The 12892-nt window shown below is 59.9% G+C and carries 11 protein-coding genes; 2 read left to right on the forward strand and 9 right to left on the reverse strand.

What is annotated here, in order from left to right; genetic code table 11:
• Window position 1: 1 nt before the first annotated feature.
• From SB725_RS14720 to copC, 6 genes are all read right to left on the reverse strand, one after another.
• Entirely contained in the window at window positions 2–874 is an 873-nt protein-coding gene (locus SB725_RS14720) for an aldose 1-epimerase (protein WP_059180993.1), read from the reverse strand.
• 177 nt (window positions 875–1051) lie between these two features.
• A complete protein-coding gene (locus SB725_RS14725; protein WP_027923305.1) occupies window positions 1052–1942 on the reverse strand; it encodes an SMP-30/gluconolactonase/LRE family protein in 891 nt (296 codons plus the stop codon).
• A gap of 35 nt (window positions 1943–1977) precedes the next feature.
• A complete protein-coding gene (locus tag SB725_RS14730) occupies window positions 1978–2799 on the reverse strand; it encodes an NAD-dependent epimerase/dehydratase family protein (protein ID WP_027923306.1) in 822 nt (273 codons plus the stop codon).
• A gap of 246 nt (window positions 2800–3045) precedes the next feature.
• Window positions 3046–4344, reverse strand: coding sequence for an OprD family porin (locus tag SB725_RS14735; RefSeq protein WP_027923307.1), 1299 nt, complete (start codon window positions 4342–4344; stop codon window positions 3046–3048).
• Window positions 4345–4501: 157 nt separating this feature from the next.
• A complete protein-coding gene (gene copD, locus SB725_RS14740) occupies window positions 4502–5362 on the reverse strand; it encodes a copper homeostasis membrane protein CopD (RefSeq protein WP_410922016.1) in 861 nt (286 codons plus the stop codon).
• Window positions 5363–5365: 3 nt separating this feature from the next.
• On the reverse strand, window positions 5366–5728 hold the full coding sequence (gene copC, locus SB725_RS14745; RefSeq protein WP_410922017.1) for a copper homeostasis periplasmic binding protein CopC: 363 nt from the start codon (window positions 5726–5728) through the stop codon (window positions 5366–5368).
• A gap of 138 nt (window positions 5729–5866) precedes the next feature.
• On the opposite strand from copC, the gene SB725_RS14750 reads away from it, so the two are divergent.
• On the forward strand, window positions 5867–6487 hold the full coding sequence (locus tag SB725_RS14750; protein ID WP_027923310.1) for a TetR/AcrR family transcriptional regulator: 621 nt from the start codon (window positions 5867–5869) through the stop codon (window positions 6485–6487).
• Between the two features lie 114 nt (window positions 6488–6601).
• Here the strand turns inward: SB725_RS14750 and preA are convergent, their stop codons facing one another.
• The 3 genes from preA to hydA form a co-directional block, all read right to left on the reverse strand.
• The gene (gene preA / locus SB725_RS14755) at window positions 6602–7876 is read right to left on the reverse strand and encodes an NAD-dependent dihydropyrimidine dehydrogenase subunit PreA (RefSeq protein WP_410922018.1); all 1275 of its coding nucleotides are present in this window, start codon (window positions 7874–7876) and stop codon (window positions 6602–6604) included.
• The gene (locus tag SB725_RS14760; protein WP_059180989.1) at window positions 7877–9244 is read right to left on the reverse strand and encodes an NAD(P)-dependent oxidoreductase; all 1368 of its coding nucleotides are present in this window, start codon (window positions 9242–9244) and stop codon (window positions 7877–7879) included.
• A 155-nt stretch (window positions 9245–9399) separates the two neighbouring features.
• Window positions 9400–10839 (reverse strand): dihydropyrimidinase, encoded by a 1440-nt coding sequence (gene hydA, locus SB725_RS14765; RefSeq protein ID WP_059180988.1) that lies wholly within the window; start codon window positions 10837–10839, stop codon window positions 9400–9402.
• Window positions 10840–11380: 541 nt separating this feature from the next.
• Here hydA and SB725_RS14770 point away from each other — a divergent pair.
• Window positions 11381–12865 (forward strand): NCS1 family nucleobase:cation symporter-1, encoded by a 1485-nt coding sequence (locus tag SB725_RS14770; RefSeq protein ID WP_059180987.1) that lies wholly within the window; start codon window positions 11381–11383, stop codon window positions 12863–12865.
• Window positions 12866–12892: the final 27 nt, after the last annotated feature.

Raw genomic sequence — 12892 nt, forward strand, 5'->3', positions numbered from 1 at the left:
GTTATCCGAGCGCGCGATACTGCAGGCTGAACCCAAGCTCCGCCGACTGACCTTGCTCCAGCAACCGTAACCCTGGCCGGCCGGGCAGGTGATGCGCGTTGACGGGGTGGCTCACCGGTTCGATGCAGAAAAACTCCAGACCGACCGGGCAGTAGAGCAGGTAGTAATCGCTGCCGGTGGCCTGGCATTCCAGCGCATAACCGAGGTCAGGTTGCTGGATCAGGCAATGGCCGTCCCAGTGGCAGAAACCGTTGTCGACCAGGGAGGCGGGTAAGGCGCGCGGTTGACGGAAATCCCAGTCAGCGGGCAACTCGATCAACTCGGTTGGCAGTTTCGAACCATCGCATAACCAGACTTTCTCGGCCTTGGCCTGTAGCTGCGTGTTCGACGTGCGCGGACAGTAGGGGTGCAAACCGAGGCCATGCCACGCGGCGCGGTCGGCCAGGTGGGTGACCTGTAATTCGATGCTCAACTGGCCCTTGCACAGATGAAACCGCTGCCGGGCGCGATAGGCGAACGGCGTGCTGCTGTCGAGTTGCAGGACCACTTCGTTGGCCGATTGCGACACCACTTGCCACGGTTGCTGCCAGGCGCTGCCGTGAATGGGCAGCGGATCGGTGAGGCTGTTGGGCGTCAACGCCAGCCAGCCCTCGGGGCAATCGAAACCACCCTCGGCGATGCGGTTGGACCACGGCACCAGGGGATAGCAGCCGAGTTTGCCCGGCAGGCCGGTGTTCAGCGCATGGGCGTCAGTGTGACGGAGCAGCGGTTGGCCAGTGCTGCGAACCGTCCAGTTGACGAGGCTGCCGCCGAGCTCGGGGGCGAGGGTGAGGTGAGTCAGTTCGTCTTCGAGTTCGAGAAGCGTCATTGTCATTGTGAAATGCCTGGCTCAATGGGGACATTGTGGCGAGGGAGCTTGCTCCCGCTCGGCTGCGAAGCAGTCGCCAATACAGCTGCCTCGATACAAATGAAAGATTGTCGGGGCCGCTGCGCGACCCAGCGGGAGCAAGCTCCCTCGCCACATGGGAAGGCGCTTATTTTCTTCATTCAGTCAGGGAACATTGAACAGCGGTTCCGGCAACCCGGTAACACCCGGATCGAGGGCAAACACGCCACCGGCCAGGGACTGCTCATCTTGGTCGTCACCGGGGCGAATCGAGGTCACAAACAGCGTGTCCAGGCGGCTGCCACCGAAGGCGCACATGCTGGGTTTCTTCACCGGGACGGCGAGGGAGCGATCCAGTCGGCCGTCAGGGGTAAAGCGGTGAATCAACCCGGCGTCATTACCGCAGATCCAGTAGCAACCGTCGGCATCCACCGCCGCACCGTCAGGGCGACCGGGGAACTGGTTCATGTCGACAAACAGCCGCCGATTGGACGGCGTGCCGCTGTCGATGTCGTAGTCAAAGGCCCAGATTTTCTGAACGAGGGGATGCGAGTCGGACAGGTACATCGTCCGCCCATCCGGGCTGAAACCCAGGCCGTTTGGAACGATAAACCCGCCGAGTTGTGCCTCCAGCGGCCCTCGTTGACCGGCGCTGTAGCGGTAAAGCGTGCCGTCAGCCGCGTTGGCGCCCATGTTCAACACCATGCTGCCCGCCCAGAAACGCCCCTGACGGTCGCAACGACCATCGTTCAGGCGCATGTCCGTGCGGGCGTGGTCGACGTGGGCGAGCAATTGACAGTCGAGGCTGCCGTCGGTGTGCGGGTGCAGATGGAAAAAGCCGCTTTCCATCCCGGCTACCCAGCCACCGTCACGGTGTCGGGTGATGCACGCGAGCATTTCCGGCGCGGTCCACGTATCGACGTGTCCGCTGGCGGCACTCCAGCGTTGCAGGGCGCCGGCAGGAATATCGACCCAGTACAGGGCGTTTTCCTCGGGGACCCACACCGGGCATTCACCGACAGCGTTTCGGGCATCGACAATCAATTCGGCTTGCATGGCCACTCATTCCCTTGGTTTTTTGTTGTTGGGGGTCAGTCGCCGAACGGGCCCGACGCGACAAACGCACCACCTTGGTAAACCATCGCCGGGTCATCAGCGGCCGGCATCGGTTGGGTCTCGATTTTTTCGCGGAATACTTCGGAGTTGTCCTGTGGTTGATAACCCAGGCCGGATGCGAAACGGTTGTCCCACCAAACGTGCTTGTTGTCGGACACGCCATACACCACGGTGTGGCCGACGTTCGGGGCGTACAAGGCGCATTCCAGCAATTGGGTCAGGTCGCCGAAGCTCAACCACGTGCTCATCATGCGGCGGTTTTGCGGTTCCGGGAACGATGAGCCGATACGCACGCTGACGGTCTCGATGCCGTAGCGATCGAAGTAAAAACTGGCCATGTCTTCGCCGTAGGACTTGGACAAACCGTAGTAGCTGTCCGGACGACGTGGGGAGTGTGCGTCGATGACCTGGTCTTGCTTGTAGAAACCGATGACGTGGTTGGAGCTGGCGAAGATCACGCGCTTCACACCGTGGCGGCGCGCGGCTTCGTAGATGTGGAACACGCCGCAGATATTGGCGCCGAGGATCTGCTCGAATGAGTGCTCGGTCGACACACCGCCAAAGTGCAGGATCGCATCCACGCCTTCGACCAATTGATGCACGGCTTGCTTGTCTGCCAGATCGCACGGCACGATTTCTTCGCGGTCATCGATCGCCGGAGCGAGGTCGACGATGTCCGACAGGCGAATCACATTGGCATAGGGGCGCAGGGTTTCGCGCAAGACTTTACCCAGGCCACCGGCGGCACCGGTCAGCAGCAGGCGATTGAAAGGGAGGCGGGTGGTCGTAGTAGTCATGGGAATCCTGGACAAACAGTTGTTGTTATTGAGTCGTTGTAGGTTGTCGTACGACTTTGCTGAAGTATCGTAAGGGTCTCAGGGTCTTGTCAACGCGACGTTGGTTGAAATGGACGGAGGGTCAATTCCTGATTGGAAAACCATCCTTGCAGGAGTGAGCCTGCTCGCGATGGCGGTGGATCAGTCAACCAAAGTGCTGATTGAACGATAGCTATCGCGAGCAAGTTCGCTCCTACAGGGTCGGTGTTACAACAGCGAAATCGGGTAGTTGATGAAAATGCGGTTCTCATCGAATTCGTTGGTGCTGAAGCTCTTGCGAATGCTCGCGTTGCGCCATTTCACGTTGAGGTTTTTCAACGGCCCGCTCTGTACGGTGTAGGCCAGTTCGGATTCACGGCCCCATTCTTCGCCGTCGGTGATCTTCCCGGTGTGCACGTTATCACCGCTGATGTAGCGGTTCATCAGGGTCAGGCCAGGAACGCCGAGGGCGACGAAGTTGTAGTCGTGACGCACCTGCCAGGATTTTTCCTTGGCGTTATCGTAGCTGGAGTTGTAGCTGTCGTTGGCCAGGGTGCCGCCGCTGGTACCGTTGACGCGCATCCATTGATCGTCACCGGTAAGTTTTTGCAGGCCGACGTAGAAGGTGTTGCCGCCGTATTTGGCCGAGAGCAGGGCGAACGCGGTTTTGTTGTCGAGATCGCCGGCCAGGGCGCTGCCGTTTTCCTTACCGATGAAGTAACCAAGGTTGGCGCCGAGGGTCCAGTCGCCAAGCGGTTGGGTGTGGTTCAGGTTGAAATACTGTTGCTGGTAGATGTCGCTGAGCTCGTCGTACCAGACGCCGATCTGGGTGTGTTTGTCGTTGAACGTGTATTCGCCGCCGCCGAAGTTGAAACGATCTGAAGTAATGGACGCGGATTTACCGTTCATGAACATGTCTTCCATGCTCGAGTCATTGCGCGGGCTGTTTTTCTGGAACTGGCCGCCATACAGCGTCAGACCGCTGATCTCGCTGGACGTCACCTGGCCACCGCGGAAGGTTTGCGGCAGGGAACGACCATCATCGGAGCGCAGGATCGGTAGCACCGGCATCCAGTCACCGATCTTCAACTCGGTCTTCGACAGCCGGGTCTTGAACGCTACGTCGGTGCGACCGAAGGTGTCCGCCGGGCGGCCATCATGGTCCAGCGGCAGCAGTTGGGTACCGCCGGTGCCTTTACCGCCATCGAGCTTGACCGAGTACAGTCCCAGCACATCCAGGCCGAACCCGACGGTGCCCTGGGTGAACCCGGATTTGGCGTCGAGGATGAAGTTTTGCGTCCACTCTTCAGCCTTGCCCTGCGGATACGCCGGGTTGGTGTAGTTGCGGTTGAAGTAGGCGTTGCGCAGGTTCAGCGTGGCCTTGGCGTCGTCGGTGAAACCTTCGGCATGGCCGGCCATCGGCAGGGCGAGGGCCAGGCCGCTGCAACCAATGAGGCCCAGGGTATGACGGCGTTTGAACATCGGATGTGGGGTGCAGGCGGACGAATTGCGGACGAGCTTGCTCACAGTAACGCTCCCAGACTTCTTGTTGTTTTTATTTTTGTTATACGTCGTCGTACAACATTGGCGGCGATTATTTGCGAGGGTTCGAGGGCTTGTCAATCAGAAGTTGTACGATGACATGGCGCCATGGGTCAGGACGCCGAAAAACCTGTGGGAGGGGTCAGCTGGAGATCATGGGGGGCAGGGTGCCGAGGAGGGACACTGCTGCGACTGCACCCATCCCCAGCATCCATTCGAGGATTACACTGGTTTTGAGTGTCGACAGACGCTGCTCGCAATCGTTGATGCGCAGGCGATTGAACAGCGCCAAACCGAGCATCGCCGCAATCAGCGCCACCTTGATCAACAGGATCAACGCAAAACCAGTGAACAACGGCGTCGGCCAGAACACTCCGGTCAGGACCCGAACGTTGATCAACCCGGTGATCAGCAGCCCCGCCACCAAGGCGTAACCGACACCACTAAAGCGCTGCAATATCGCTTTGACGGGCTGCTCTGCCGGTTGACGCAAGATCATCACCAACAGCATCAACCCGCCGAGCCAGGCACCCACGCAGGTCAGGTGAACGACTTGATTGAGCATCAACAACTGGCCATTGAGCCCGTCCAGCATGGCGCCGTGACCGACCGGTGCGAGGGTCGTCAGCAACAGGCTGGCGAGGCCGATTCGCAGCGACTTGTTGGCCCGCCAAGGGCTCATCAGCAACGCCACCAGCATCCCATTGAGCAACAAGTGCCAGCGCCAGACCTGGCCAAAAAACGTGTTGCCCAACACCAGGTGCAGGGTCGACGGATCGAATGCCGCTTCCCATGCTCCGGCCATGCTCGCGGTGATCAGCAGCAACCAGGCAACGCCGCTGGCCAATGCCACGGCGGCCAGCCAGCGACTGGTCAACACCAGCTTGCGATCAAGGTGCTCAGCGTTGCCATTGAGCAGCAAGGGCCGAAACACCCACGCCCCGAACAGCATCAGCACCATGGTGAAATGCACAAAGCGACACAGCACCATCGCGCTCGTCATGAATTACTGGCCAACGTTGAAGCTGTAGGCGCCTTCGCTTTTGTGGGTGTCGACGGACACCGCGTGCCACTCGACTTTATAGGTGCCTGCGGTCAGCGGTGCGGCAGGCGTAACGACCAGGGTTTTCTTGTCACTGCCTTCGGTGGCGAGGCTCTTCACCGGCACTGCGGCGCCGTCCTTGGTGAGCGTGACCTTGGTGAAGGTCGCTTCAACGCCTTCGGAAAACTCCAGGCGCAACTCCGCTGGCTCGCTCACGGTGCTGTCGGCGGCCGGGGTCTGGCCTTTGAGATGGGCGTGAGCCCACACCGATGAAGCGGCCAGCAGCGAGCCGAGGAGGGCGGTGGTGACCAGGGCTTTCTTGAGCATCGTGAATACCTCTGAGGCAGGTTCGAAGTGGCGCCAGTTTACCCGCCGACAGCTGAGTGTCGAAGTTTCGTTTTAGCCTGTCGCCCTGACGTGGAGCCGGATGCTAGTCTTGGTCAACGCTGGCGTCAGGGAGCCCTCATGGGCAATCACAAGATCGGGATTCGTCGCAGTAACGTCGAGAAAATTCTGCTGGGGGCGGAAAAGGTCTTCGCCGAAAAAGGTTTTGGCGGCACCGCCATGGCTGACATCGCTGCCGAAGTGCAACTGCCACGCTCCAACCTCCATTACTACTTCAGCACCAAGACCGAGCTGTACAGCGCCGTGCTGTTCGATCTGCTGGAAGTGTGGAAGCAGGACGCGTTGTGCTTCGAGATGTTCGACGATCCGCGCGTGGTACTCAGCAGCTACATCCGCGCCAAGATGAACCACTCACGCAGCCGGCCTTACGGGTCGAAAGTCTGGGCCAACGAAATCATCCACGGCGCGCCGACACTCGGTGAGGCGCTGGACGCCAGCCTGTATGACTGGGCGAAGATGAAAGAAGCGAAAATCCGTCAGTGGGTGGATGACAAACGCATCCTGCCGGTGGAGCCTTCGAGCCTGCTGTACATGATCTGGGCGTCGACCCAGCACTATGCGGACTTTGATCATCAGGTGAATATCTTGAATGATCACCAGCCGCTGTCGGACATGCAGTTCGAGCGGGCGGTGCAGACGGTGACCAGCGTGATTTTGCGGGGGATCGGGTTGGAGCCTTGAGCCTGTGGTGATGCTGCCGGCCCCATTCCGAGCAGGCTCACTCCTACCTTGGAACGCATTTCAACTGTAGGAGTGAGCCTGCTCGCGATGGGGCCAGTTCAGGCTCAGCAAATCTCAGACCGCTACATGGTACGGATTCCTCGGATCATGATTCCAATCCAGAAACGGCTTGCCCGTGTCCATCGGCACCATCTCGATGCAGTCCTGCACCGGGCAGGTGATCTGGCACAGGTTGCAGCCCACACACTCTTCATCAATCACTGAATACTGATGCGTCCCGTCCGCCTGCTTCACGCTGGCAATCGCCTGGTGCGACGTATCCTCGCAAGCAATGTGACAGCGACCACACCCGATGCACGCCTCCTGATCAATCTTGGCGATCACCTGATAGTTGATATCGAGGTACTTCCAGTCTGTGGTATTGCCCACCGCCCGCCCGGAAAATTCCGAAATGCTGGCGTAGCCCTGACTGTTCATCCAGCGTGACAGACCGTCCTTCATCTCCTCTACGATCCTGAAACCGTGCAGCATCGCCGCCGTGCACACCTGCACCGAACCGCTGCCCAACGCAATGAATTCCGCCGCATCGCGCCAACTGCCAATGCCGCCAATGCCAGAGATCGGCAGGCCCTGGGTCTGCGGGTCACGGGCGATTTCGGCGACCATGTTCAGCGCAATCGGCTTGACCGCCGAGCCGCAATAACCGCCATGAGTGCTTTGGTTGCCCACGACCGGGTTGGCGACCATGCGCTCCAGATTCACGCTGGTGATCGAGTTGATGGTGTTGATCAGCGACACCGCATCCGCCCCCCCGCGATGGGCCGCGCGGGCGGCGACGCGGATGTCGGTGATGTTCGGCGTGAGCTTGACGATCACCGGCAGCGAGCAATACGTCTTGCACCAGCGGGTCACCTGTTCGACGTACTCCGGCACCTGGCCGACCGCCGCGCCCATGCCGCGTTCCGGCATGCCGTGGGGGCAGCCGAAGTTCAGTTCGATGCCGTCGGCGCCGGTGGCTTCTACCAGTGGCAGGATGAATTTCCAGGATTCTTCGACGCAGGGCACCATCAGTGAAACGATCAGCGCGCGGTCCGGCCAGTCCTTTTTGACCTGAGTAATTTCCCGCAGATTGATCTCCAGCGAGCGGTCAGTGATCAGCTCGATATTGTTGAAACCCACCACCTCACGGTTGGCGCCGAAATGCGCCGAGTAGCGCGATGACACGTTGACCGCCGCCGGGTCTTCACCCAGGGTTTTCCAGACCACGCCACCCCAACCGGCCTCGAAGGCACGGACCACGTTGTAGGCCTTGTCGGTCGGTGGCGCGGAGGCCAGCCAGAACGGATTGGGCGCTTTGATGCCGGCGAAGACAATCGAGAGATCGGCCATTTACGCAGCCTCCACGTTGAGCATCAGTTGAGCGTTGATCGCCTCGGCGGCGCGTTTGCCGTGTTGCACCGCTTGCACGGTGAGGTCCTGATCGAGGCTGGTGCAGTCGCCGCCGGCATACACGCCGGGGATGCTGGTGCGCAGCTGTTCGTCCACTTCAATCCGCTCGCCCTGACGCTTGAGCTCACGGGCCAGCGGGTCGGCGAGGGCGCTGCCGTCAAAGGCCTGGCCGATGGCTTTGAAGATGGCGTCAGCGGCCAGTTCGAAGGTTTGCCCGGTGGTTTGCAGGCGACCCTCCACCAGATGCGTGCGGGCGAAGCGCATGCCGCGCACCTTGCCTTGGTCGTCGAGCAGCACTTCTTCCGGCTGCGCCCATGTCAGTAAACGCACTTGATTGGCCTTGGCGATGTCCTGTTCGTGACCGGTGGCGCCCATGTCTTCCACGCCACGGCGGTACACCAGATTCACATCGCGAGCGCCGAGACGGGCCATTTGCACGGCCATGTCGATGGCGGTGTTGCCGGCGCCGAGGACGATGCAGTGGTCCGCCAGCGGCAGTTGAGTCAGGTCATCGGCCTGGCGCAGTTCGCGAATGTAATCGGTCGCCGCGATCAAACCGGGCGCCTCTTCGTGGGCCAGGCCGAGTTGTTTGCTGGCATTCAGGCCGAGGCCGAGAAACACCGCGTCGAATTGTTGATGCAAGTCGCTGAGGCTCAAGTTGTCGCCGAGCTTTTGCCCGTGGCGGATTTCGATGCCACCGATTTGCAGGAGGAACTCCAGCTCCTTCTGCGCGTAGTCATCCACCAGTTTGTACTTGGCAATCCCGTATTCGTTGAGGCCACCGGCCTTTTCCCGGGCTTCGAAAATCACCACGTCATGGCCGTGCATGGCGCTGCGGTGCGCACAGGACAAACCGGCCGGGCCGGCCCCGACCACGGCGATGCGTTTGCCGGTTGAGGCCGCACGCGGGAAAGGGTGTTCGCTAAAGTGCGCGTTGTCGACGGCGTAGCGTTGCAGCAAGCCGATCAAGACCGGTGCGCATTCATGGTCGTTGTTGCGCACGCAGGCTTGCTGACAAAGGATTTCCGTCGGGCACACCCGAGCGCAACTGCCACCGAGGATATTCGCCGAGAGGATTTTCTGCGCGGCGCCCTGAACGTTTTCCTGATGGATATTGCGGATGAAAGACGGGATGTCGATCTCGCTGGGACAGGCGTTCACGCAGGGCGCGTCATAGCAATACAGGCAACGCGAGGCTTCCAGATGGGCCTGGCGGTCGTTGAGCGGCGGCGCCAGGTCGGTGAAATGGCCGGCGAGGGCGGCGGCATTCTCGTAAGGATGCGGAAGGTGGTTCAGGGTCTTGATCACGGTAGTGGCCTCACGGTGATGGAGGTGCTGCCTCTGTCGGGCATTGGTTTTTGTGTTGTCAGGGCTGCCGCCATCGCGGGCAAGCCACGCTCCCACATTTGAAATGCATTCCCCTGTGGGCGCGTGGCTTGCGCGCGATAGGCCGAAGGCCGCTTTCAGCGTTTCACAGCAGTAGGCCTGTTCAACTCAGCCCGCTTGCTCAGCAAATCAAACACCGCCGGATACGCCGGCCGTTCGACATACCGCCCCGCCCCCCGCTCGGCGCGCAAGTCGCCATCGGCCCAGACCACGCGGCCCTGGCTGACGGTGTGGCTCGGCACGCCGCGCACGGTCTTGCCTTCAAAGATGTTGAAGTCGACCTGCTGGTGATGGGTCTTGGCTGAAATCGTCCGCGTGCCTTCCGGGTCCCACAGCACCAGGTCGGCATCGGCACCGACCCGAATCGCGCCTTTGCGTGGGTAGAGGTTGAAGATCTTCGCGGTGTTGGTGGACGTCAGCGCCACGAAGTGCTGCATCGACAGGCGCCCGGTGTTGACCCCTTCATCCCAGAGCACCGCCATGCGGTCTTCGATACCGGCGGTGCCGTTGGGGATTTTGCTGAAGTCGTCGCGGCCGGCGGCTTTTTGTTCGGCGCAGAAGCAGCAATGGTCGGTCGCGGTGGTGTGCAGATTGCCGGACTGCAAGCCATGCCACAGTGCCTCTTGATGGCCGCGAGGACGGAAGGGCGGGCTCATCACGTAACCGGCGGCGGTCTGCCAGTCCGGGTGTTGGTAAACGCTGTCGTCCAGCAGCAGATGCCCGGCCAGCACTTCGCCGTAGACTTGTTGACCCTTGCTGCGGGCGTAGGTGATTTCGTCGAGGGCTTCTTTGGTCGAGACATGCACCAGGTACAGCGGCGTGCCCAACGTCTCGGCAATGCGGATCGCCCGACTGGCGGCTTCGCCTTCCACCTGCGACGGACGCGACAGTGGATGCGCTTCCGGTCCGGTGATGCCCTGCGCCATCAACTTGCGTTGCAGGTGATAGACCAGTTCGCCATTTTCGGCATGCACAGTGGGCACCGCACCCAATTCCAGGCAACGCTCAAAACTCGCCACCAGCGTGTCGTCGGCGGCCATGATCGCGTTTTTGTACGCCATGAAGTGCTTGAAGCTGTTGACCCCGTGGTGGTTGACCAGCTCCGCCATCTCCTCGCGCACCTGCTCGCTCCACCAGGTGATCGCGACATGGAAGCCGTAATCCGACGCCGACTTCTCGGCCCAGCCGCGCCACTGGTGAAACGCTTCCATCAGCGATTGCTGTGGATTGGGAATCACGAAGTCAATGATCGACGTGGTGCCACCGGCCAGTCCCGCCGCCGTGCCACTGAAAAAGTCTTCGCTGGCCACGGTGCCCATGAAGGGCAATTGCATGTGCGTGTGCGGATCGATGCCGCCGGGCATCAGGTACTGGCCGCTGCCGTCGAGCACTTCGGCACCTGCCGGAACATCAAGATTATCGCCAATGGCTTTGATCACGCCGTCGGCGCAATAGACGTCGGCGCGATAACTTTCATCATGGGTAACAACGGTGGCGCCACGGATCAACAGAGACATTCCGAGTTCCTCGCAGGCAATGACCGGCTTATGCCGGTTCTAGGTGTTTTATATGAAACTGTCGCCAACAGGTGTATTCCTGTCAGTGATGTCAGGAATTGAAGCTAGTCGGAGTTTATGAATTCAGCAAGAATATTTTTTATAAGCTTATTACTGTTTTAAATAATTGATTAATAACGATTAAATCAATAATTCACCAAAATGGTGAGGCTTCTCACCATTTTGACGCACTTGACAGGTTCCAAAAATAGACGAGATTTTCTATGTGAAATCAGCCGCTTGAGGATGGTCTATGGTTGATGCGCAACGTTTCAAAAAAGTTTGATGCACCAGTTTGAGTCCTGACGGTTCGGACAACGTGGCTGGCAAGCAGCCTGAGTGAACAGGCATGCCGTCCGGGACTTGCCGGATATATGAATAAAAACAGTTGGTTGTAACGTTTTATGGAACTGCCCGATGCGTAATCGAGTGGCCCGGCACGTTTATTGATGCCCAGGCTGCTTGATGAGAAAAAAATAATTCAAAGAACAGTGGAGCGGCCATGCAACAGATCAGATCGCAAGTGACCGAGCGTAACGGCTTGTATGAACTCGAAGCCGGTAGCGACGTTCTCGACAGTCCCCGTTACAACCACGACATGGCACCGACCAAGCTGCATGAGCGAACCTGGAACAAATGGCACATCACCGCGCTGTGGATCGGCATGGCGATTTGTGTGCCGACCTACACCCTGGGCGGCGTGCTCACGGCGTATTTCGGGCTGACCGTGGGTGAGGCGCTGCTGGCGATCCTGTTTGCCAACATCATCGTGCTGATCCCGCTGACACTGAACGCTTTCCCCGGCACCAAATACGGCATTCCGTTTCCGGTGTTGCTGCGTTCCAGCTTTGGCGTTCTCGGTTCCAACATTCCCTGTCTCATCCGCGCCCTGGTGGCGTGTGGCTGGTTCGGGATTCAAACGATGTTCGGCGGGTTGGCCATTCACCTGTTCCTGGGCTCGGTGTTCGAGGGCTGGAAGTCGTTGGGCGGCACCGGCGAAGTCATCGGTTTTATGGTGTTCTGGGCGCTGAACCTGTGGGTGGTGATTCGCGGAGCCGAGTCGATCAAGTGGCTGGAAACCCTGTCCGCGCCGCTGTTGATTTTGGTCGGTGCGGGTTTGCTGGTGTGGGCGCTGCCGAATGTGTCGATGACCGAGTTGCTGGCGATCCCGGCCAAGCGTCCTGAGGGCGCGAGCGTGGCGGGTTACTTCGCCGCCGGCCTGACCGCGATGGTCGGTTTCTGGGCCACCTTGTCGTTGAACATCCCGGACTTCAGCCGTTACGCCAAAAGCCAGAAAGACCAGATCATCGGGCAGATTATCGGCCTGCCGCTGACCATGTTCCTGTTCGCCTCGCTGGGTGTGGTCATGACCGCCGCGTCGGTGAAACTGGTGGGCGTGACCGTCTCCGACCCGGTGACGCTGATCGGGCATATCCAGAGCCCGGTCTGGGTGGCGCTGGCCATGGCGCTGATCATCATCGCCACGCTGTCCACCAACACCGCGGCCAATATCGTCTCGCCGACCAACGATTTCCAGAACGTCGCGCCCAAATTAATCAACCGTACCAAAGCGGTGTTGCTCACCGGGGTGGTGGGGCTGTTGTTGATGGCGCATGAACTGCTGAAAAAACTTGGGTTGATTGTTTCGGACCTGAGCCTGGAAACGGTCTATTCGAACTGGCTGCTGGGGTATTCCAGCTTGCTCGGGCCGATTGCCGGAATCATGGTGGTGGACTATTTCCTGATCAAGAAACAGCAACTGGATCTGGCCGGGTTGTATCGCGATGACGTGTACCCGGCGTGGAACTGGTTCGGTTTTATCGCGTTCGGTGTGCCGGTGGTATTGACGCTGTTGTCGCTGGGCAGCGATGCGTTCAGCTGGTTCTACAGCTACGGCTGGTTTACCGGCTCGGCGTTGGGCGGGGTGATTTATTACGGGTTGTGCTCGTTGCGGCCTAGCCCATCCGTGGCGAAATCTGCGGTGTAAGTGATGGCCCCATCGTGAGCAAGCTCG

Source organism: Pseudomonas sp. SIMBA_041 (genome assembly GCF_046535095.1).
Taxonomy (GTDB): Bacteria; Pseudomonadota; Gammaproteobacteria; order Pseudomonadales; family Pseudomonadaceae; genus Aquipseudomonas; species Aquipseudomonas mucoides.

Bases quoted from the DNA above. Each gene is read 5' to 3' on its own strand.
- SB725_RS14720 (WP_059180993.1), bottom strand. From the start codon at position 874: ATGACAATGACGCTTCTCGAACTCGAAGACGAACTGACTCACCTCACC.
- SB725_RS14725 (WP_027923305.1), bottom strand. From the start codon at position 1,942: ATGCAAGCCGAATTGATTGTCGATGCCCGAAACGCTGTCGGTGAATGC.
- SB725_RS14730 (WP_027923306.1), bottom strand. From the start codon at position 2,799: ATGACTACTACGACCACCCGCCTCCCTTTCAATCGCCTGCTGCTGACC.
- copD (WP_410922016.1), bottom strand. From the start codon at position 5,362: ATGACGAGCGCGATGGTGCTGTGTCGCTTTGTGCATTTCACCATGGTG.
- copC (WP_410922017.1), bottom strand. From the start codon at position 5,728: ATGCTCAAGAAAGCCCTGGTCACCACCGCCCTCCTCGGCTCGCTGCTG.
- SB725_RS14750 (WP_027923310.1), top strand. From the start codon at position 5,867: ATGGGCAATCACAAGATCGGGATTCGTCGCAGTAACGTCGAGAAAATT.
- preA (WP_410922018.1), bottom strand. From the start codon at position 7,876: ATGGCCGATCTCTCGATTGTCTTCGCCGGCATCAAAGCGCCCAATCCG.
- hydA (WP_059180988.1), bottom strand. From the start codon at position 10,839: ATGTCTCTGTTGATCCGTGGCGCCACCGTTGTTACCCATGATGAAAGT.
- SB725_RS14770 (WP_059180987.1), top strand. From the start codon at position 11,381: ATGCAACAGATCAGATCGCAAGTGACCGAGCGTAACGGCTTGTATGAA.